The organism is Bacillus sp. IS1 (genome assembly GCF_032461585.1).
GTDB lineage: Bacteria > Bacillota > Bacilli > Bacillales > Bacillaceae > Bacillus > Bacillus velezensis.
The window spans coordinates 1,565,831-1,586,152 of sequence record NZ_JAWCWR010000001.1 but is presented as its reverse complement, the minus strand read 5'-3'; the positions used below and the strand labels follow the sequence as shown (position 1 = coordinate 1,586,152).

Below are 20,322 nucleotides of genomic sequence, written 5' to 3'. Positions count from 1 at the left end.
GTCGCAAAAGAGAATTTCGGGTAGTGATAAGGAGGAATATAGATGAAACACTTAACTTCTGCTGAAGTGCGTCAAATGTTTTTAGATTTCTTTAAAGAAAAAGGCCATGCCGTTGAACCGAGCGCCTCATTGGTTCCGCATGAAGATCCGTCTTTACTATGGATCAACAGCGGCGTTGCGACGCTGAAAAAATACTTTGACGGCCGCGTTGTGCCGGAGAATCCGAGAATTGTAAACGCGCAAAAATCAATCCGTACAAATGATATTGAAAATGTGGGGAAAACGGCGCGCCACCACACGTTCTTTGAGATGCTCGGAAACTTTTCCATCGGTGATTATTTTAAAGAAGAAGCCATCACGTGGGCATGGGAGTTTTTAACGAGCGAAAAGTGGATCGGCTTTGATCCGGAGCTGCTGTCTGTAACGGTTCACCCTGAGGATGAAGAAGCTTATACGCTATGGGCGGAAAAAATCGGCGTTCCGGAAGAAAGAATCATTCGTCTGGAAGGGAACTTCTGGGATATCGGCGAAGGCCCGAGCGGACCGAATACGGAAATTTTCTATGACCGCGGCGAGAAATACGGCAATGACCCGTCAGATTCTGAATTGTATCCGGGCGGCGAAAATGACCGCTATCTTGAAGTGTGGAACCTGGTATTCTCAGAGTTCAACCACAACCCGGACGGCACGTACACACCGCTTCCGAAGAAAAACATTGATACGGGCATGGGGCTTGAACGGATGGTCTCCGTGATTCAGGACGTCCCGACAAACTTTGACACTGATTTGTTTATGCCGATTATTGAAGCAACAGAGCGCATTTCCGGAGATGCTTACGGAAAGGACGCAGTGAAGGATACGGCTTTTAAAGTGATCGCCGATCATATCAGAACGGTCGCATTTGCGGTAAGCGACGGAGCTCTGCCGTCAAATGAAGGGCGCGGGTATGTACTGAGACGCCTCTTGCGCCGGGCAGTGCGATACGCGAAAACCATCGGTATCAGCCGTCCGTTTATGTACGAGCTGGTACCGACTGTTGCAGGAATTATGGACGCTTTCTATCCGGAGGTGAAAGAAAAGCAAGAGTTTATTGCCAAAGTCATCAAAACGGAGGAAGAGCGCTTCCACGAAACATTAAACGAAGGTCTGGCCATTTTATCCGACGTGATAAAGAAAGAGAAGGAAAAAGGCAGCGGCATCATCTCCGGAAAAGACGTATTCAAACTGTACGATACGTACGGATTCCCGGTTGAATTAACGGAGGAATACGCGGAAGATGAGCAAATGAAAGTTGACCATAAAGGCTTTGAAGCCGAAATGGAAAAACAGCGTGAACGGGCGAGAAATGCGCGCCAAGATGTAGGAAGCATGCAGGTGCAGGGCGGCGCATTGCGCGACATTACCGCAGAAAGCACATTTGTCGGCTACAGTGCCGTAAAAGCTGAAGCGAAGGTGATCGAGCTTCTTCATGACGGGCAATTAATCAGTGAGGCGCATGAAGGGGATACCGTCCAAATCCTTCTTGACAAAACGCCTTTCTACGCTGAAAGCGGCGGACAGATCGGTGACAGAGGAGTGCTGAGAAGCGAGCAGGCTGTCGTAATCATTAAAGACGTGAAAAAAGCTCCGAACGGTCAGCATGTACACGAAGGCACGGTGGATAGCGGCACGATTCAAAAAGGCGCAAGCGTGACGGCTGAAGTGGAAGATCAAATGAGAAGCGGCGTGGTGAAAAACCATACGGCTACCCACCTTCTGCACCAGGCGCTGAAAGACGTTCTCGGCACACATGTCAACCAAGCGGGGTCACTCGTTACCGAAAACCGTCTGCGTTTTGACTTCTCTCATTTCGGTCAAGTGACGAAAGAAGAACTTGAACGCATTGAAGGAATCGTCAACGAAAAAATCTGGGAGAGCATTCCGGTAGCGATTGATTTGAAACCGATCAATGAAGCAAAAGAAATGGGCGCGATGGCCCTGTTCGGCGAGAAATACGGCGATATCGTCCGCGTCGTACAAGTCGGAGATTACAGCCTTGAGCTTTGCGGCGGATGCCATGTCACGAATACGGCTGAAATCGGCCTGTTTAAAATCGTATCCGAATCAGGGATCGGCGCAGGTACGCGAAGAATCGAAGCCGTAACAGGAAAAGGCGCTTATCAGGAAATGAACAGCCAGCTCAGCCTTCTGCAGCACGCTGCGGACGAGCTGAAATCAAACGTAAAAGACGTACCGAAGCGAATTCAGTCTCTTCAAGCGGAGCTGAAGGAAGCGCAAAGAGAAAATGAATCATTGCTCAGCAAACTCGGCAATGTGGAAGCCGGAGCCATTCTGTCTAAAGTAAAAGACATCGGCGGCGTAAAAGTGCTGGCTGAAAAAGTAAATGCGAAAGACATGAACCACCTTCGCACTATGGTGGATGATCTGAAAGCGAAGCTCGGTTCTGCGGTCATCATTCTCGGCGCCGTGCAAAATGAGAAAGTCAACCTTTCAGCAGGCGTGACGAAAGACCTGATCGAAAAAGGCCTTCATGCCGGCAAAATGGTCAAACAAGCGGCTGAAGTCTGCGGAGGCGGAGGCGGAGGCCGTCCGGACATGGCGCAGGCCGGCGGAAAGCAGCCTGAAAAATTGGAAGAGGCGCTCGCATCTGCGGAAGATTGGATAAAATCCGTTTTATAATCCTTTCAACTAGTGTAGAATGATGATAAGATGAGGACCTCAGGCTGAACTTTGCCTGCGAATTTGGGAAAGAGGTGCAAAACGGTGAGCTCGTTTGATAAAACGATGAAATTTAATTTCTCCGATGATTCTGCTGAAACAAACGTCGAAGAAGTGCTGATTACGGTATATGATGCGCTTCAGGAAAAGGGGTACAATCCTATCAACCAGATTGTCGGATACTTGCTGTCTGGAGATCCTGCATACATTCCTAGGCATCGCGACGCCCGGAACTTAATTCGCAAACTGGAACGTGACGAATTAATCGAGGAATTGGTAAAATCCTATCTAGAACAGCATAAAGAGGCGTAAATACATTCATGAGAATATTGGGACTTGATCTTGGAACGAAAACACTCGGCGTAGCTTTAAGCGATGAAATGGGCTGGACCGCTCAAGGCATTGAGACGATAAAAATAAACGAGGCTGAAGGAGATTACGGTCTGGACCGTTTATCCGAGCTGATGAAAGACTATAATGTAGAGAAGATCGTGCTCGGTTTTCCGAAAAACATGAACGGGACGATCGGTCCAAGAGGCGAAGCCAGCCAAACATTTGCGAAACTGCTTGAAACAGCGTACAATGTCCCTGTTGTGCTGTGGGACGAGCGTCTGACGACGATGGCGGCTGAAAAAATGCTGATCGCGGCTGACGTCAGCAGGCAAAAACGAAAAAAAGTCATTGATAAAATGGCGGCTGTCATGATCCTTCAAGGATATCTGGACAGTTTAAACTAAGAGGTGAAAGAAATGGAACACGGCGAAAAACACATTACAATTGTCGATGATCAAGGAAACGAACAGCTTTGCGAAGTGCTGTTCACATTTGAAAACGACACATTCAACAAATCTTACGTACTTTATTATCCGATTGATGCTCAAGACGATGATGAAATCGAAATTCACGCTTCAAGCTTCGAACCGAACGAAAACGGTGAAGACGGCGAACTGATGCCGATTGAAACCGATGAAGAGTGGGAAATGATCGAAGAAACGCTGAACACGTTTTTAGCGGAAGAAGACGAAGAATAAAATGAACGGAAAAAGCCGGAGCGCATATGCGCTTCGGCTTTTTTTTGTAATAAATTGCCGAATGCACTTGAATCATGTAGTATAAGAGCTGTTGGGAGGAAAATACTTGTATGAATATCAATCAGACTAAAAATTCATTTCCGCGTAAAAACAAAAAAACGACGATAATACTGTCCTCCGTGATCGCTCTGCTTATCATCATTGGCGGTGCTTTTTTCTATGGAAAATCTCTGCTGTCCCCGGTTGACAAAGGCAGCAAAACGGCAGTCAATATTAATATTCCGAGCGGTTCTTCCGTTTCGGCAATCGCTGAAATTCTTGAGGATCAGCATGTCATCAAAAGCAAAAAAGCATTTCAGCTGTATGTGAAGTATAAAGGCGCTTCCGGGTTTCAGGCGGGATTTTACCACCTGAATAAAGGAATGGATGCTGATGCGATTATCAAAAAACTGACCGCGGGATCAACGGGATATGCCTTTCAGATCTCCGTTCCTGAAGGAAAACAGCTTACACAGATTGCGGATGCGATCGCAAAAGAAACATCATATTCAAAAGAAGAGATCATGGCGAAACTGGATGACAAAACATTCATCGGCAAACTGAAAAAACAGTTTCCTGATACGATAACGGACGCGCTTTCAAACAAGAAGCTCAAGCATCCGCTCGAAGGCTATCTGTATCCGGCCACATATCCGTTTAATGATCCGGATGCATCGCTTGACACGATTTTGACGGCAATGGTTCAGGAAACAAACACCCGTATCGAAACGTATAAATCTGAACTGAAAAAAAAGAAACTTTCCGTCCATAACGCTCTGACGATGGCATCGCTTATTGAAGAAGAAGCCACCGCCAAAGCCGACCGTCACAAAATCGCCAGCGTTTTTTACAACAGGCTCGAAGAAAAAATGCCGCTGCAGACTGACCCGACGGTATTATATGCGGCCGGTAAGCATAAAAGCCGGGTCTACTACAAAGACCTGAAAATTGATTCTCCGTTTAATACGTATAAACATAAGGGGCTGCCGCCGGGACCGATTGCAAATGCCGGCGATTCATCATGGGAAGCGGCTCTCCGCCCTGACAAAACGGATTATCTCTATTTCCTTGCAAAATCAAACGGCGAGGTTGTTTTCACCAAAACATTAAAAGACCATAATAAAGCGAAGGAAAAGTATATTTCCAAAAAAGACAGCGAATAAAAGGAGGGCAAAAGCTCTCCTTTTATTCCATTCTGAAAGGTTTTATGATAAAATATATCGGGTTGTTTACTTATGGATAAAGAAGTGTCTTAAGAGAGTGTCCCCGCGGATTCGTCAGGGGCACTCCTTTTTAGAACGGAGGCTGTTTGCCGTGAATGATCGGTATGAACAAATAAACGAGTATATAAACGCGATGCTGAAGCCTCGGCCTGATAAAGTGAAAAAGCTTGAAGCCTATGCAAAAGAGCACCATGTTCCGATTATGGAAGAAGCGGGCATTGAAGTGCTGCTTCAAATGCTGTCGATTCAACAGGCGAAAAACATTTTGGAAATCGGCGCGGCAATCGGATATTCCGCCATACGGATGGCGCTTGAGCTTCCGGATGCGAATATTTACACGATTGAACGGGACGACAAACGCTATGAAGAAGCTGTGAACAATATAAAAGACTTTGAAATGGAAAATCGGATTCACGTAATGCACGGGGATGCGCTGGAACTTTCTGAGTCTGTCCGTGTCACGGCTCCTTATGATGCCATTTTTATCGACGCGGCCAAAGGCCAGTACACGAACTTTTTTGAGCTCTATGAACCGATGCTTGCGCCGGATGGAGTCATTTTTACGGACAATGTTCTGTTTAAAGGACTGGTGGCGCAAAATCACTCGGACATTGAGCCGAAAAGAAGACGGAAGCTTGTTGAAAAAATTGATCAATATAACCAATGGCTGATGGACCGGCCTGACTATCAAACGGTCATACTGCCGGTCGGAGACGGCATCGCCATCAGTAAAAAGAAGAGGTGAAGGATCATGAAAAAACCTGAACTTTTGGTGACTCCGACTTCTGTACAGGATATTCTTCCGCTCATTCAAGCGGGCGCAACGGCCCTGTTAGTCGGAGAACAGAGATACGGCCTGAGACTGGCCGGTGAATTTTCAAGAGAAGATATAAAAGAAGCCGTAAAGACAGCTCATCAGGAAGGCGCGAAAGTGTACGCCGCCGTCAATGCTATTTTTCACAATGAAAAAGTGGACGAGCTGACCGGCTATCTTGCCTTTTTGCAGGAGGCCGGCGTTGATGCGGCTGTTTTCGGTGATCCGGCCGTTTTAATGGCGGCGCGTGAAGCGGCTCCCGAGCTTAAACTGCACTGGAGCACGGAAACAACGGGAACCAACTACTATTCCTGCAATTACTGGGGACGCAAAGGCGCACGGCGGGCAGTGCTGGCTAAGGAATTAAATATGGACAGCATCATTGACATAAAAGAGAACGCCGAAGTGGAAATTGAAATTCAAATCCACGGCATGACGTGCATGTTCCAATCGAAGCGTTCTTTAGTGGGCCATTACTTCGAATACCAGGGTAAAGTCATGGACATCGAACAGAAGAAAAAAGAAGCGGGGATGTTTCTGCATGACAAGGAACGGGGCAATAAATACCCGATTTTTGAAGATGAAAACGGCACGCACATCATGAGCCCGAACGATGTGTGCATGATTGATGAATTAGAGGACCTGATGGACGCCGGCATCGATTCTTTCAAAATCGACGGAGTTTTGAAGTCTCCTGAATACTTAACTGAAGTGACCCGCATGTACAGAGAAGCAATCGATTTGTGCTTCGAAAGCCGAGAGACATACGAAGAGAAAAAAGAGAGCTGGATAGAGCGGATTGAAAGCATTCAGCCTGTGAACAGAAGCATCGACACAGGATTCTTCTTTAAAGAAACGGTCTATTAAAAAGGAGGGTGCAACGGATGACAGCCGTAAATCAAACCATTTCCAAAGTCGTAAACGGAAAACGCGTCATTACGAAAAAACCTGAACTCCTTGCTCCGGCAGGAAACCTTGAAAAATTAAAAATTGCCGTTCATTACGGAGCGGACGCGGTTTTTATCGGAGGACAGGAATACGGACTCCGCTCAAATGCGGATAACTTCTCAATAGAAGAAATCGCAGAGGGCGTAGAATTTGCCAAAAAATACGGGGCAAAAATATATGTGACAACAAACATTTTCGCCCATAATGAAAATATGGACGGTCTGGAAGAATACTTAAAAGCGTTGGGAGACGCAAAAGTTGCCGGAATTATCGTCGCTGATCCGCTGATTATTGAAACATGCCGGAGAGTGGCCCCGGACGTAGAAATTCACCTCAGCACACAGCAGTCCCTTTCCAACTGGAAAGCGGTGCAGTTCTGGAAAGAAGAAGGGCTTGACCGCGTGGTGCTTGCCCGTGAAACGAGCGGACTGGAAATTAAAGAAATGAAGGAAAAGGTGGATATTGAAATTGAAACCTTTATCCACGGCGCCATGTGTATCGCTTATTCAGGCCGATGCGTGCTGAGCAATCACATGACGGCCCGGGATTCCAACCGCGGCGGCTGCTGTCAGTCCTGCCGCTGGGATTATGACCTGTATCAGACAGACGGTGCAAACGCGGTCGCGCTCTATGATGAAGAAGACGCTCCGTTTGCGATGAGCCCGAAAGATTTAAAATTGATTGAATCCATTCCGCAAATGATCGAGATGGGCATCGACAGCCTGAAAATTGAAGGCCGGATGAAATCAATTCATTACGTTGCGACGGTTGTCAGCGTGTATCGCAAAGTCATCGACGCATACTGCGCTGATCCTGAAAACTTTGTCATTCAAAAAGAATGGCTGGATGAGCTGGACAAATGTGCAAACCGGGATACCGCGCCTGCTTTCTTTGAAGGCACGCCCGGGTATGAAGAGCAGATGTTCGGTGAACACGGAAAGAAAACAACATTTGATTTTGCCGGTCTCGTGCTCGCGTATAACGAGGACACTCAAATGGTGACGCTCCAGCAGCGCAATTTCTTTAAACAAGGTGACGAAGTGGAATTTTTCGGTCCTGAAATCGACAATTTCACATTCACAATCGGCACTATTTGGGACGAAGACGGAAACGAGCTTGATGCTGCCCGCCATCCCCTGCAAATCGTTACATTTAAAGTAGACAAAAAGATTTATCCGAGCAACATGATGAGAAAGGGGAAGTAATCACCAATGGGTAAGAGTCCTGTAGTTATAGGCATCGCAGGAGGTTCCGGATCAGGAAAAACAAGCGTCACCCGTTCCATCTATGAACAGTTTAAAGGACACTCGATTTTAATGATCCAGCAAGACCTTTATTATAAAGACCAAAGCCATCTTCCGTTTGAAGAAAGGCTGAACACAAACTATGACCACCCGCTCGCATTTGATAATGACTATTTAATCGAGCATATTCAAGAGCTTTTGAATTACCGGCCGATAGAAAAGCCGATTTATGATTATAAACTGCATACGCGTTCTGAGGAAACCATTCCGGTTGAGCCGAAGGATGTCATTATTCTGGAAGGCATTCTTGTTCTCGAAGATAAAAGACTTCGCGACCTCATGGATATGAAACTTTATGTCGACACGGACGCGGATCTCCGTATCATCAGACGGATTATGAGAGATATTAACGAAAGAGGCCGTTCAATCGATTCTGTCATTGAGCAGTATGTGTCCGTCGTCAGACCGATGCACAATCAGTTTGTTGAACCGACGAAACGCTACGCGGACATCATTATTCCGGAAGGCGGGCAAAACCACGTCGCGATCGATCTGATGGTCACGAAGATTCAAACGATCCTTGAACAAAATGCAATTTTGTAATACCATAGCATAGACATAAATAACTCAGACCATATTATGTATAGGCTGGAAGGGAATGAGACAGTTCCCTTCTTTCCCTGTTTATAAACCGAAACATTTGCAGAAAACACACATTCAGTTTAAGATAAACAGTACCTATATGGGAGAGAAGAACGAGGACTGCCCTGTGTTCTCATTCTTGATTTTTTCGTTTATGCTCTCATACATAATCACACGTTATTGTTGAGGGACAACCACCAAGGAGTGAAGGAACATGGCACAAGAAAAAGTTTTTCCGATGACTCACGAAGGAAAACAAAAACTTGAACAAGAATTAGAGCAATTGAAAACGGTTAAACGTAAAGAAGTAGTAGAACGCATTAAAATCGCAAGAAGCTTCGGAGATCTGTCAGAGAACTCTGAGTATGATTCTGCAAAAGAAGAACAGGCATTTGTGGAAGGGCGCATCACGACGCTTGAAAACATGATCCGCAATGCGAAAATCATCGAGGACGACGGCGGTTCAAATGTAGTCGGTTTGGGAAAAACCGTATCATTCATCGAATTGCCGGACGGTGAAGAAGAATCTTACACGATTGTCGGAAGCGCTGAAGCTGATCCGTTTGAAGGGAAAATTTCAAACGACTCGCCAATCGCCAAAAGCCTGCTCGGCAGAAAAGTGGACGAAGAAGTGACAGTTCAGACGCCGGGCGGAGAAATGCTCGTGAAAATTGTGAAAATTTCATAAGATCCGTTTAACAATGAAACACCTCGTCCAAAATGTGGATGAGGTGTTTTTTATGATCGTATCAAAAAGGCTGAAAACGGCCGTGATTTGTTTTCTGCTCGTGTTTTTCTTTCTCCTTGCGAGGCTGGCTGAAATTCAGCTGTTTTTCACAGAATCTTTTTCAAAATCCAATATTAATCTGATTCAGGAGAGCGTCAAGCAGCGGACGGAAGAAGTCCTTATTTCAGACGGACGCGGCTCTTTTCTTGATCGGAACGGCAAAGAACTGACCGGAAAAAAGCAGCCTGCGGTCATACTGTTTCCCTTTCTCGTGACGCAGGATTGGCCGGTTGACCGGGTATCAGACATTCTCGGAATGAAACAGGGGGAGCTCAGGCAGCTGCTCACGGAAGCAAAAAAACCGGTGATCCTGAACAGCAGAAAAATAAAACATTTGACGAAACAATCCGTGTCAAATATCAATTCTTTGAAATATCCCGGCATTTACGGCGTATATATGAAAGACAGCAAAGAAACAAACATAGCCGCTCATCTGTTGGGCGCGACAAACCAGGACCCTGAGCTTTTGAAAAAGAAATACCCCGGCAGGAAGGAACTGCCGATCACGGCAAAAATCGGGACAAGCGGGATGGAGCGGACGTTTGATGAGTTTTTACTGGCGGATCAGGACACAAAACTTTTGTATCATGTCGACGGAAGGGGAAACCCTTTATTCGGAATGGACGTCAAATATACGGCTGAAGCAAACGCGTTTTATCCGCTGCAAGTCAAAACCTCCATCGACCGCAATATTCAAAAAGCAATGGAAGATGTATTGAAAGACCGCGGGTTAAAAAAGGGGGGAGCCGTCCTTTTAGACATTGAAAAAAGCAGTGTGCTCGGAATGGTATCAAAGCCTGACGCCGACATGTCAAAGCAGCAGACACTGCAAAATTACATGCTGACGCCGATTTATCCGGGATCAGTATTTAAAACGGTGATCGCCGCAGCCGCAATAGAACAAAACGAAGTGAAGCCGGGCACATCCTTTAACTGCAATCTCAACCTGTACGGAGAGCCGGGGGATGACAAAGGCACGCTCAGTTTTGGAGAAAGCTTTGCCCAAAGCTGCAATTATACGTTTACAAGCCTTGCGGAAAAATTGATCAAAAAAGATGATTCCGTTATTGAAAACATGGCGGAAAAACTCGGTCTCACCCAGCGGGCGGGCTGGGAAGGCAAGCTGTACCGGGAAGACGGATTCAGGCAGCTGTATAATGAAAAAAGCGGGGTCATTTGGGGAGATGACAAAGACAAAACCGTAAAAAAAGCCGTCGCACAGACAGCGATCGGGCAAAAAAACGTGAAAGTCACGCCTCTTGAAGTCGCCAATATGATGGCGGCGATCGCGCGCGGCGGTGAAAAAAAACAAGTCAAAATCGCGGACAAAATTGAATACAAAAACAAAACGACGATGGCGTCATTCAAAGATCAGCCGTTAAAAGGGGAAAACATCGACAAATATACGGCGCAGCAGCTTCAAAAAATTCTCAGAGAAGTCGTCACCTCACCGAAAGGAACCGGCCGAAGGTTTCAGGATCTGCCGTATGAGATAGCAGGCAAATCGGGAACGGCCCAGACGGGAATGTTCACAAAAGAAAAACAGACGCTTTACCACAAATGGTTTGCGGGATACTTTCCCGCGGACAAGCCGAAATACGCTCTCGTGGTGCTGCACATGGACACGCCGGGGGATAAGGCTCTGACAAATACAGTGTTTTATGATATTGTTAAAAAGGTACATGAAAATGAAATAAATCAGACATAGAACAACCGCTCAGCCCATGTTAAAATATATGCTGAGCAAGAGGGATAAAGGAGTGCAGAATGATTGAGCAATAAACAATCTCGTTTTGAAAACCGTGATAAGCGCAGAAAAGCAAATATGGTGCTTAACATTTTAATTGCTATCGTATCTATTCTTATTGTCGTCGTTGCCGTCAGCCTCTTCATCAACAGTCCGTCGGGCGACGTGAGCGAAAAAGCGGACACGAGCCAGAAGCAGGAAACACCTGCATCAGGCAAGTCGAAGCAGACATCGGATGAAGACATAAAAGACAGCAAAAAAGATACGGCATCAGACGATGACAAAAAAGATAAACAGGATAAGGACACATCTGATTCATCTTCAGACTCTGACAGCAAAAAAGACGATGATTCATCGAAAAGTGATGACAGCAGCAAAAAAGACTCTGGTTCAAGCGATCCTTTTAAAGGCGCAAAAATAACAGAGGGCGGCTCATCAAGCGATGTCGAGAAAACAATTGTTAACCCAAAATGGAAAGCGGTCGGCACAAAGCAGACGGGAGAACATGCGGCGACGTATGACTCAAGCTCTGAAGACTGGTCCGAAATGCTTGACGCCATCTCTTACGCAACCGGCGTGTCAAAAGATCACATGACAGTGCTGTGGCTCGGAAACAATGGAAGCCCGCAAGATGCGAAGGGTAAAGTTTTAGACAAAACGAACGGCAAAAAGTATCAGGTCACCATCACTTGGAAAGACAAAAAGGGCTGGAAGCCGACAAAAGTAGAAACCTTAAAATAACCGCAAAAAAGCAGCTGAGTAATCAGCTGCTTTTTTCTGTCATACGTCAGCTGAAAAATGCACCGACGCGCTGTAAAGGATTCTGCCGTCAACGGCCGTCACCTGATGGGATACGGAACGGACGCGAAGCATAATCGCCTGGTTGTTTTCAATCTGAACGTTTATTTTCTTTTCAAGCTCCTGCAAAGATGCCGCTTCGAAAAATTCTACTTTATCTTTGATTAAATCCAATTGAAAATTCATCAGTACAGATCCTCCTGATTTTTCTTCTGAGTCAATGAAAGTATAAGCCTTTCTGCCGTAATTGCGCAATAATCCCAAAGTATTTTAGTACCCTTCCATTCTTTTTTGTGGTAGGATAGGAACTGTTCCATGATTAATCCATACTATACTCATAGGAATTATAAATTATGGAGAGTGAAAAATATGGGCCGTGAATTTATTCCTTTATTTGAAGATTGGGCAGCGACTTATGATGCCACAGTGCACGGGGCTGACAAACAATATGCTGCTGTTTTTAAAGGATATGACAATATTCTTGACAGCATTGTCGCACTTTCAGGTTCAAACGTTTTAGAGTTCGGACCGGGAACGGGGAATTTAACGGCGAAATTAGCCGCCGCGAACAAAAAGGTGTTTGGTGTAGAACCGTCTCCGTCAATGAGAAAACTGGCGGCTGACAAGCTTTCTGACAAAGCCGTGTTCAGTGACGGAGATTTTCTGGAGTTTCCCGCTCCGCCTTTTCAAATAGATACCATCGTCAGCTCGTACGCCTTTCATCATTTAACCGATGAAGAAAAGCGAACGGCTGTAAAGCAGTATGGCGCAATCCTTCAGAAGCATGATAAAATAGTGTTTGCCGATACTGTCTTTAAAGATCATGAAGCTTATGATGAAGCCATTCAAAAAGCAAGCCGAAAGGGCTATCATCAATTAGCGGACGATTTAAAGACGGAACATTATCCGACACTCGGGACAATGAAAAACATCTTTTCAGAAGAGGGATTTGCCGCGCGGTTTACGCAGCAAAATGACTTTGTCTGGATAATGGAGGCGATTAAACGGTAAATCGAAGGGATTGTGTATAAATGAAACTGGCAGTCATCGGAGCAATGGAAGAAGAAGTTACGATTTTAAGAAGCAAACTGAAAGACGCAAAACAAGAGATGATCGCTCACTGTGAGTTTACAACTGGCAGCTATGAAGGCGTCGAAGTCATCTTGCTGAAATCAGGTATCGGGAAAGTCAACGCCGCGATCAGCACGACGCTTCTGCTTGACCGTTTCAAACCTGATTATGTGATTAACACAGGCTCAGCGGGCGGTTTTCATCATACATTGAATGTAGGCGACGTCGTCATCTCAACAGATGTCCGCCATCATGACGTGGATGTGACGGCGTTTGACTATGAATACGGACAGGTGCCGGGTCTTCCGGCAGCATACAAAGCTGATGAAAAGCTGATCAGCATTACTGAGGAAGCGGTTTCTGAACTGAACGGCATTCAAGTCGCCAAAGGCACAATCGCTACGGGAGATTCTTTTATGAATGATCCGAAGCGGGTTGAAGACGTACGCGCCAAATTTGCGGATTTGTACGCGGTTGAAATGGAAGCTGCGGCTGTCGCACAGGTGTGCCACCAGTTCAAAACGCCTTTTGTTGTCATCAGAGCTTTATCTGATATTGCCGGAAAAGAATCTGATGTTTCATTTGATAAATTTTTAGAACAGGCTGCCGTTCATTCAACTGAGCTTGTCCTGAATGTCATCAAACGAATTCACTAAGCGGGGGATTCTCGTTCTCCTCCGCTTTTCCAGGAGGAGGACACATATTGAACGTGATAACAGATATTACAGAACTGATCGGAAATACACCGCTGCTCCGTCTCAAGCACTTTGATATACCGGAGGGAACAGCGGTTTATGCTAAGCTTGAGATGATGAATCCGGGCGGAAGCATTAAAGACAGGCTGGGCGGGATGCTCATTGAAGATGCGCTTCGCACGGGAAAGGTGAAACCGGGCGGCGTTATCATTGAGGCGACTGCCGGAAACACCGGGATCGGACTCGCTCTGTGCGCCAGAAAGCATCAGCTTCGCGCCGTTTTTTGCGTCCCGGAGCATTTCAGCAGAGAAAAGCAGCAAATTATGAAAGCTCTCGGAGCGGACATCGTGCATACGCCGAGAGAAGAAGGCATGCAGGGAGCCATTCGAAAAGCGCTTGAACTGGAGAGAGAGATTAATAATTCTTATGCCGTTCTGCAATTTAAAAACCGAGTAAATCCATTGACTTACTATAAAACGATCGGACCCGAAATATGGAACGCGCTCGGCGGGGATATCCACGCTTTTGTCGCAGGAGCAGGTTCCGGCGGCACCTTTGCCGGTACAGCAGCTTATTTAAAAGAGAAAAATCCTGCCGTCAAAACGGTGATCGTTGAACCGGAAGGCTCGATCCTGAACGGAGGAGAGCCGCATGCCCATAAAACGGAAGGCATCGGCATGGAGTTTATCCCGGATTATATGGACGAGAACCATTTTGACGCCATTTACACGGTGGAAGACGATACGGCGTTTTCGCTTGTCAGAGAAGCGGCCGAGAAAGAAGGCCTCTTAATCGGAAGCTCTTCAGGGGCGGCTCTTTATGCAGCGCTTGAAGAAGCGAAAAAAGCGCCCGCCGGATCAAATATCGTCACCATTTTCCCTGACGGCAGCGATCGATATATAAGCAAAAACATTTTTCAAGGAGGTCAGTAAGATGAAGAAAAAAACGCTGATGGTGCACGGAGGAATTACGGGAGATGAAAAAACAGGAGCGGTTTCCGTACCGATTTATCAAGTAAGCACGTACCGGCAGCCGAAAGCGGGCGAGCACACGGGTTATGAATATTCAAGAACGGCCAATCCGACGCGGACGGCGCTTGAAAGCTTAATTGCGGAGCTTGAAGGCGGAGCGGCGGGATATGCGTTCGGCTCAGGCATGGCTGCGATTACTGCCGTCATGATGCTGTTTGACAGCGGCGATCATGTTATTTTGACGGATGATGTATACGGCGGCACTTACCGGGTGATGACAGGTGTGCTGAACCGCTTCGGCATTGAAGCGGACTTTGTTGATACGAGCAATGAAGAAAAAGTCAAAAAGGCCATTCGCCCGAATACGAAAGCCATTTATATCGAAACACCGACAAACCCGCTATTGAAAGTGACTGACCTCAAACTGATGTCTGACATCGCAAAAGAAGCGGGCGTATTGCTTATCGTCGATAATACGTTTTACACGCCGTATTTCCAGCAGCCGCTCAGCTTCGGCGCGGACATCGTGCTGCACAGCGCGACGAAATATCTCGGCGGCCACAGCGATGTCGTCGGCGGCTTAGTCGTCACGGCTGATAAAGAACTGGGCGAAAAGCTTCATTACGTGCAAAACTCAACGGGCGGCGTTTTAGGACCGCAGGATTCATGGCTTTTGATGAGAGGGATTAAAACGCTGGGACTCAGAATGGATGCCATCAATCACAGCGCCGGAAAAATCGCCGGGCTGCTTGAAGCGCATGATGCCGTTCAAACGCTTTATTATCCGGGATCTGCGAAACATCCGGGCCATGAGCTGACAAAAGCGCAAAGCTCCGGTTTCGGCGGAATGATTTCCTTTGATGTCGGCAGCAGCGAACGCGTCGACGCGTTTTTAGAAAAATTGAACCTGTTTACGATCGCGGAAAGTTTAGGAGCGGTTGAAAGCTTAATTTCCGTGCCATCCAGAATGACGCACGCTTCGATCCCGCGCGACCGCCGGCTTGCGCTTGGCATTACCGACGGGCTCGTACGGATCTCAGTCGGTATTGAGGATACTGAGGATTTAACGGCGGATGTGAAACAGGCGCTTGATTCACTTTTATAAAGAATGGATAGATTTACATTCTCTGTCGGCTGTCAGCTTGTATTATAATGTTGGTAGACTATAAAACTGGCAGGTGACCTTATATGGAGAAGAAAAGACTGAAATCATTAATAGAAGATTTTAAGCATTACGCATTTATTCTGCTTGCAGTCAGCACCTTCATTTATATCGGCGCGGTTCTTCCCGGACAAGGGCTGACTGCGGGCCAGAAAATGCTGATGTTTGTAACGGATTGTGTATTTTTAGCGGGCGCTTATTTCTGCGTTGACCGTTCACTTATTTATAAAAAGAGGCTGGAAGAGGCCGATGAATAAAAAAAAGCCATTGTCTTTTGACAATGGCTTTTTCGTTTCTTATTCAGACGGGGTTTCGCGTAATTCTTTTCCCATTCCTTTTAAAAACTGCAGCCCGAAGCCGAGCGCGCGGTTAATATCAGGATCACCGACGGCTTTCATCAGTTCAAACATACTGACTTTCCTGTCCTCTTTTAAAAATCTTTGCGCCTGATCCGTACCGGCCATGGCGCTTTCTAAAAGTCTGCCCATAAATTCGGGATCAGCTTTTGACAGCGCGCCTCCCGCGGCCATCATCGTATTCAGGAGATTGGTGACAGGTTCCCGGGAAATCTGTCCGAGTGCGATTTTGGCAATCTCCTCTTTTGCCTGGAGCATATAGCCGGCGGCATCAAAAATGCCCAAGCTATTCAGCTCTGCCATGATGGACATCGTTTTCGCGACGGCTTCTTCATTTTCTGCGAGAAGCGTCTTCAGCTCTTCCAGTTTTTCAGCTTTCAGCTGTTCCTCTGTTTTCGTTTCTTTTTGAATTTCAGTAATTGGGCTTGCCACAATGTTTCCTCCTTTCCTTAATCAGTTAAGTGCACATAGCCCGGACGGTTCCATTTTCGCTGAGCTTCCACACCGTTTTGCGGATGACGTTTTTTGTTCCGCGGATTCGTTTTCGGAAGCGGCGGAGTATCACAGGAACCGAGCACTTCCATGCGGACTTTTGTCTGCTTATAGGCAGGTGTATGTGTCCGTGAATCATACGCAGGCCCGGTCAGGAAATTAATCGCAGAATCTTTATCTGTAGAGTTCATCGGCAGATAAAGCTCATTTGCGCGGACGCGGTCTGTCACAAGCGCGTTCAATTTAACCGCCCCAAAAGGAGAGACGAGCCGGATCATTGTTCCGTCGCAAATTCCGCGTTCAGCCGCGAGCTCCGGCGATACTTCAACAAATACATCCGGAACTTTAGACTGAATGCCTTTTGACTTGTTTGTCATGTTTCCTTCGTGGAAATGTTCAAGCATCCGTCCGTTGTTAATATGCAGGTCATATTCTTCAGGGAATACAGCAGGCTCCACCCAATCGCTCAGCGCAAAGCGGGCTTTTTTGTCCGGGAAGTTAAAGCCGTCTTCATAAAGAAGCGGAGTGCTTTCTCCCGTAAAGCTTCCCCACAGGAAGCTGTTCCAGCCGCTAAGAACGTCGTAGCTTGCTTTTCCGAACAGCGGAGAAAGGCTCGCCATTTCTGAGAAAATGTCGCTAGGATGCGTGTAATTCCAATCAGCGCCTAAACGATTGGCGACTTCCTGAATAATCCACCAGTCGGGTTTTGCATCGCCGAGTGTCGGAAGCGCCTGATACAACCTTTGCACACGCCGCTCTGTGTTTGTAAATGTTCCGTCTTTTTCAAGAGATGGAACCGCAGGCAGGATGACATCCGCGTATTGCGCCGTTCTTGAAAGGAAAATATCCTGTACAACAAAGAAATCAAGGCTGGATAAAATGTCATGAACATGGTTGGCGTTTGAATCGACGAGCGCCATATCTTCACCGACGAGATACATGGCTTTCATGTTTCCTTCTTCAATCGCATGGAGCATTTCGATATTATCAAGACCCGGCTTGCCGTCAATTTCAACACCGTAAGCTTTTTCGAATTTAGCGCGTGCCGCATCATCGGTAATATGCTGATATCCCGGAAGCCAGCCTGGAAGAGTTCCCATATCGCAAGCGCCTTGAACGTTGTTATGTCCCCGCAGCGGATAGGCTCCGGCGCCCGGACGGCGGTAGTTTCCTGTGGCAAGCAGCAGGTTGGAAATCGCCGCTGATGTATCAGAGCCGCCTGTATTCTGGGTTACGCCCATGCCCCAAAGAACACAAGTGCCGTCTGCATCACGAATCATTTCGGCAATGCGGATGATCGTATCCTGAGAAAGTCCGGTGATGCGCTCCGCATATTCCAATGTGTATTTTTCCAGCGTTTCTTTATAATCATCAAAGTAGTTGACATTTTCATCAATAAACGCTTGATCGTGCCAGCCTTGGTCAATCATATATTTCGTTACTGCCATGAGCCAGACCTGGTCAGTCCCTTGTTTCGGGCTGATAAAGAGGTCGGACCGTTCAGCCATTTCATTTCTGCGCAGATCGGCAACAATCAGTTTTTGGCCGTGCAGCTTATGGGCGCGTTTCACGCGAGTGGCCAGAACCGGATGTCCTTCCGCCGGATTGGCACCGACGATGAGCACGAGGCCCGCTTTTGCGATATCTTTAATTGTGCCGGCGTCTCCGCCCATACCGACGGTGCGGAATAAGCCGTCCGTTGCCGGTGACTGGCAGTAGCGTGAGCAGTTATCCACGTTGTTGGTTTCAAATACTTGGCGTGCCAATTTTTGAATGACGTAGTTGTCTTCATTCGTAATTTTAGAAGAAGAAATAAAACCGACAGAACCATTTCCGTGTTCGGCCTTGATCGAACCGAGTCTTGAAGCGACAAGGTCAAGGGCTTCTTCCCATGACGATTCAACAAATGCGCCGTTTTTCCGGATGAGCGGTTTTGTAATCCGTTCTTCCGAATTCACGAAGTCCCAGCCGAATTTCCCTTTCACACAAGTGGAAATCGCGTTAACCGGAGCATCGGAAACAGGCTGAATTTTAAGGATGTCACGGCCTTTTGTCCATACTTCAAAAGAGCATCCGACGCCGCAGAACGTGCAGACTGTTTTTGTTTTTTTCGTCCGTTTATCGCGCATAGCCGCTTCCACTTCAGACACGGCGAAGATGCTTGTATAGTCGGGTTCAACATTTTTTACTAAATCAATCATCGGTTCCATAACATCTTCTTTTATACCTGTCATAAATCCGGCTTGGCCGAGCATTGATTTTTCCATCAGTGCGTTACAAGGACAGACAGTGACACACTGGCCGCAGCTGACGCAGGAAGATTCATTAATGGCGACGCCTTCATCCCAAATGACCCGCGGGCGGTCGCGCTCCCAATCAATTGAAAGGGTCTCATTCACCTGAAGGTTTTGACACACTTCCACACATTGGCCGCAGGCGATGCATTGGTTCGGATCATAGCGGTAAAACGGGTGAGACATATCAACCGCGCACTTTGAATCATCTTTCGGCGTATATGGATATTTCTGATGCTCAATTCCCATCATTTCCGCTGTATTATGCAGTGTGCAGTTGCCGTTGTTGTTATCGCAAACCGTACAGTAAAGCAGGTGATTCTCGAGAAGACGGTCCATGGCCTCTGTCTGAGCCTCTTTTACCCTTCCCGACGTAAGCGAGATGGACATCCCGTTTTCTGCAGCCGTGGAACAAGAGCGCTGCAATTTCCCGTTTACTTCAACAATACAGGTGTCACATGTTTGAATCGGATCCACTTCCGGTACATGGCATATTTGCGGAATCTCAATTCCGTTTTGGTTTAAAATATCTAAAATCTTAGACCCCTCTGGTGCTTCATACTCCGTGCCGTCAATTTTGACACGGATAGACTGAACGTCTGTCACTTCCAATTCCCCTCCATCTTTTAAACTCGAAAAAAAGCCATGCACATAGATACCGGCCTCCTGTCCGGAGAACGGTATAAATACGCATGGCGGAATAGTTCACTAGCAAGTCTTACTAACAGACCAATCCTATTTGTATAAAACGATAGACTCGTAACACGTTTCCTATTACAAATCCATCTTCACTGCTTTTATTATAAGGTGATATTTATTATAATACAATACGAAAGGAAAACTTTAACCAGGTGAAATGTCACAAAGGGGAACCGGGAATGTCTTTCATAGGCTAAAATCGGAGGGGACAATATGTCTAAAAAAATTCATGAATTTAACGATATTATCCGGAAATTGCGCAAAGAATTATTTGGAAAGGGGCCTGAACGAATTCACACCGTTTTTGTGGATAACATGGCGGTATCTACACTTTACGGCAATCTAAGCGCAAGTGAGCAGTTTATCGCACGCACGCCTGAAGGAAGAGAAATGGTTCATGCGGCGCGAACCAGCTTAATTCAGGAACTGTATTCAAAACAAACGCCTGACGGAATGGAAGAGCTCATCGGAGCAAAGCTGGTGCATCTGTTTTCAGATATAAAAATAGAGGAAAATATTGCTGTATCGGTGTTTGTCTTTGACCGCTCAATTGAAGAGCATAAAGAAGAAATCAAAAGCTGACAATATTCA

The 20,322-nt window shown here is 46.6% G+C and carries 21 protein-coding genes; 18 read left to right on the top strand and 3 right to left on the bottom strand.

Going from position 1 to position 20,322, the window contains the following annotated elements; translation table 11 throughout:
• Nucleotides 1–42: 42 nt before the first annotated feature.
• From alaS to RUW00_RS07605, 12 genes are all read left to right on the top strand, one after another.
• Nucleotides 43–2,679 carry an alanine--tRNA ligase gene (alaS, locus tag RUW00_RS07660; RefSeq protein ID WP_280145343.1) on the top strand — a complete coding sequence of 879 codons (2,637 nt, stop codon included), beginning with the start codon at nt 43–45 and terminating at the stop codon, nt 2,677–2,679.
• 84 nt (nt 2,680–2,763) lie between these two features.
• Nucleotides 2,764–3,030: an IreB family regulatory phosphoprotein gene (locus RUW00_RS07655; protein WP_003152749.1), complete on the top strand. Its 267-nt coding sequence runs from the start codon at nt 2,764–2,766 to the stop codon at nt 3,028–3,030.
• Nucleotides 3,031–3,038: 8 nt separating this feature from the next.
• A complete protein-coding gene (gene ruvX / locus RUW00_RS07650) occupies nt 3,039–3,455 on the top strand; it encodes a Holliday junction resolvase RuvX (RefSeq protein WP_003152750.1) in 417 nt (138 codons plus the stop codon).
• 12 nt (nt 3,456–3,467) lie between these two features.
• Nucleotides 3,468–3,749 (top strand): DUF1292 domain-containing protein, encoded by a 282-nt coding sequence (locus tag RUW00_RS07645; protein WP_003152751.1) that lies wholly within the window; start codon nt 3,468–3,470, stop codon nt 3,747–3,749.
• 110 nt (nt 3,750–3,859) lie between these two features.
• Complete coding sequence (gene mltG, locus RUW00_RS07640; RefSeq protein WP_154817578.1) at nt 3,860–4,951, top strand: endolytic transglycosylase MltG; 1,092 nt, start codon at nt 3,860–3,862, stop codon at nt 4,949–4,951.
• A gap of 151 nt (nt 4,952–5,102) precedes the next feature.
• Nucleotides 5,103–5,756, top strand: coding sequence for an O-methyltransferase (locus RUW00_RS07635; protein WP_007612793.1), 654 nt, complete (start codon nt 5,103–5,105; stop codon nt 5,754–5,756).
• 6 nt (nt 5,757–5,762) lie between these two features.
• Entirely contained in the window at nt 5,763–6,692 is a 930-nt protein-coding gene (locus RUW00_RS07630) for a peptidase U32 family protein (protein ID WP_022552896.1), read from the top strand.
• Nucleotides 6,693–6,709: 17 nt separating this feature from the next.
• Nucleotides 6,710–7,978 carry a peptidase U32 family protein gene (locus RUW00_RS07625; protein ID WP_017418217.1) on the top strand — a complete coding sequence of 423 codons (1,269 nt, stop codon included), beginning with the start codon at nt 6,710–6,712 and terminating at the stop codon, nt 7,976–7,978.
• A gap of 6 nt (nt 7,979–7,984) precedes the next feature.
• Nucleotides 7,985–8,620, top strand: coding sequence for a uridine kinase (gene udk / locus RUW00_RS07620; RefSeq protein WP_003152763.1), 636 nt, complete (start codon nt 7,985–7,987; stop codon nt 8,618–8,620).
• A 253-nt stretch (nt 8,621–8,873) separates the two neighbouring features.
• On the top strand, nt 8,874–9,347 hold the full coding sequence (gene greA, locus RUW00_RS07615; protein ID WP_003152766.1) for a transcription elongation factor GreA: 474 nt from the start codon (nt 8,874–8,876) through the stop codon (nt 9,345–9,347).
• 52 nt (nt 9,348–9,399) lie between these two features.
• Nucleotides 9,400–11,154 (top strand): peptidoglycan D,D-transpeptidase FtsI family protein, encoded by a 1,755-nt coding sequence (locus tag RUW00_RS07610; protein WP_017418216.1) that lies wholly within the window; start codon nt 9,400–9,402, stop codon nt 11,152–11,154.
• Nucleotides 11,155–11,217: 63 nt separating this feature from the next.
• Entirely contained in the window at nt 11,218–11,934 is a 717-nt protein-coding gene (locus RUW00_RS07605; protein WP_280145342.1) for a YrrS family protein, read from the top strand.
• Between the two features lie 39 nt (nt 11,935–11,973).
• Here RUW00_RS07605 and RUW00_RS07600 read toward each other — a convergent pair whose 3' ends face one another.
• Nucleotides 11,974–12,177: a YrzA family protein gene (locus RUW00_RS07600; RefSeq protein WP_003152771.1), complete on the bottom strand. Its 204-nt coding sequence runs from the start codon at nt 12,175–12,177 to the stop codon at nt 11,974–11,976.
• A 183-nt stretch (nt 12,178–12,360) separates the two neighbouring features.
• Here RUW00_RS07600 and RUW00_RS07595 point away from each other — a divergent pair, with 183 nt between their 5' ends.
• The 5 genes from RUW00_RS07595 to RUW00_RS07575 all read left to right on the top strand — a co-directional run bounded on the left by RUW00_RS07595 (nt 12,361) and on the right by RUW00_RS07575 (nt 16,147).
• Nucleotides 12,361–13,002, top strand: a complete 642-nt coding sequence (locus RUW00_RS07595; protein ID WP_137988059.1) for a class I SAM-dependent methyltransferase — start codon at nt 12,361–12,363, stop codon at nt 13,000–13,002.
• 20 nt (nt 13,003–13,022) lie between these two features.
• Nucleotides 13,023–13,718 (top strand): 5'-methylthioadenosine/S-adenosylhomocysteine nucleosidase, encoded by a 696-nt coding sequence (mtnN, locus tag RUW00_RS07590; protein ID WP_003152774.1) that lies wholly within the window; start codon nt 13,023–13,025, stop codon nt 13,716–13,718.
• Between the two features lie 47 nt (nt 13,719–13,765).
• Complete coding sequence (locus RUW00_RS07585; protein ID WP_015387961.1) at nt 13,766–14,689, top strand: O-acetylserine dependent cystathionine beta-synthase; 924 nt, start codon at nt 13,766–13,768, stop codon at nt 14,687–14,689.
• A gap of 1 nt (nt 14,690) precedes the next feature.
• Nucleotides 14,691–15,833, top strand: a complete 1,143-nt coding sequence (locus tag RUW00_RS07580; RefSeq protein WP_123117349.1) for a bifunctional cystathionine gamma-lyase/homocysteine desulfhydrase — start codon at nt 14,691–14,693, stop codon at nt 15,831–15,833.
• An 83-nt stretch (nt 15,834–15,916) separates the two neighbouring features.
• Nucleotides 15,917–16,147, top strand: coding sequence for a YrhC family protein (locus RUW00_RS07575; RefSeq protein WP_012118061.1), 231 nt, complete (start codon nt 15,917–15,919; stop codon nt 16,145–16,147).
• Between the two features lie 39 nt (nt 16,148–16,186).
• Here the strand turns inward: RUW00_RS07575 and RUW00_RS07570 are convergent, their stop codons facing one another.
• On the bottom strand, nt 16,187–16,678 hold the full coding sequence (locus tag RUW00_RS07570) for a helical membrane plugin domain-containing protein (RefSeq protein ID WP_007612765.1): 492 nt from the start codon (nt 16,676–16,678) through the stop codon (nt 16,187–16,189).
• A 17-nt stretch (nt 16,679–16,695) separates the two neighbouring features.
• Nucleotides 16,696–19,638: a formate dehydrogenase subunit alpha gene (gene fdhF, locus RUW00_RS07565; protein ID WP_087920802.1), complete on the bottom strand. Its 2,943-nt coding sequence runs from the start codon at nt 19,636–19,638 to the stop codon at nt 16,696–16,698.
• A gap of 306 nt (nt 19,639–19,944) precedes the next feature.
• On the opposite strand from fdhF, the gene RUW00_RS07560 reads away from it, so the two are divergent.
• Nucleotides 19,945–20,313 (top strand): Na-translocating system protein MpsC family protein, encoded by a 369-nt coding sequence (locus RUW00_RS07560; RefSeq protein ID WP_007408224.1) that lies wholly within the window; start codon nt 19,945–19,947, stop codon nt 20,311–20,313.
• Nucleotides 20,314–20,322 lie beyond the last annotated feature (9 nt).

What these genes read in the sequence shown, in the direction of transcription:
- mtnN (WP_003152774.1), top strand. Translation starts at nt 13,023, where the DNA reads ATGAAACTGGCAGTCATCGGAGCAATGGAAGAAGAAGTTACGATTTTA.
- RUW00_RS07580 (WP_123117349.1), top strand. Translation starts at nt 14,691, where the DNA reads ATGAAGAAAAAAACGCTGATGGTGCACGGAGGAATTACGGGAGATGAA.
- RUW00_RS07645 (WP_003152751.1), top strand. Translation starts at nt 3,468, where the DNA reads ATGGAACACGGCGAAAAACACATTACAATTGTCGATGATCAAGGAAAC.
- RUW00_RS07575 (WP_012118061.1), top strand. Translation starts at nt 15,917, where the DNA reads ATGGAGAAGAAAAGACTGAAATCATTAATAGAAGATTTTAAGCATTAC.
- greA (WP_003152766.1), top strand. Translation starts at nt 8,874, where the DNA reads ATGGCACAAGAAAAAGTTTTTCCGATGACTCACGAAGGAAAACAAAAA.
- ruvX (WP_003152750.1), top strand. Translation starts at nt 3,039, where the DNA reads ATGAGAATATTGGGACTTGATCTTGGAACGAAAACACTCGGCGTAGCT.
- mltG (WP_154817578.1), top strand. Translation starts at nt 3,860, where the DNA reads ATGAATATCAATCAGACTAAAAATTCATTTCCGCGTAAAAACAAAAAA.
- alaS (WP_280145343.1), top strand. Translation starts at nt 43, where the DNA reads ATGAAACACTTAACTTCTGCTGAAGTGCGTCAAATGTTTTTAGATTTC.
- RUW00_RS07560 (WP_007408224.1), top strand. Translation starts at nt 19,945, where the DNA reads ATGTCTAAAAAAATTCATGAATTTAACGATATTATCCGGAAATTGCGC.
- RUW00_RS07600 (WP_003152771.1), bottom strand. Translation starts at nt 12,177, where the DNA reads ATGAATTTTCAATTGGATTTAATCAAAGATAAAGTAGAATTTTTCGAA.
- RUW00_RS07625 (WP_017418217.1), top strand. Translation starts at nt 6,710, where the DNA reads ATGACAGCCGTAAATCAAACCATTTCCAAAGTCGTAAACGGAAAACGC.
- udk (WP_003152763.1), top strand. Translation starts at nt 7,985, where the DNA reads ATGGGTAAGAGTCCTGTAGTTATAGGCATCGCAGGAGGTTCCGGATCA.
- RUW00_RS07630 (WP_022552896.1), top strand. Translation starts at nt 5,763, where the DNA reads ATGAAAAAACCTGAACTTTTGGTGACTCCGACTTCTGTACAGGATATT.
- RUW00_RS07610 (WP_017418216.1), top strand. Translation starts at nt 9,400, where the DNA reads ATGATCGTATCAAAAAGGCTGAAAACGGCCGTGATTTGTTTTCTGCTC.
- RUW00_RS07595 (WP_137988059.1), top strand. Translation starts at nt 12,361, where the DNA reads ATGGGCCGTGAATTTATTCCTTTATTTGAAGATTGGGCAGCGACTTAT.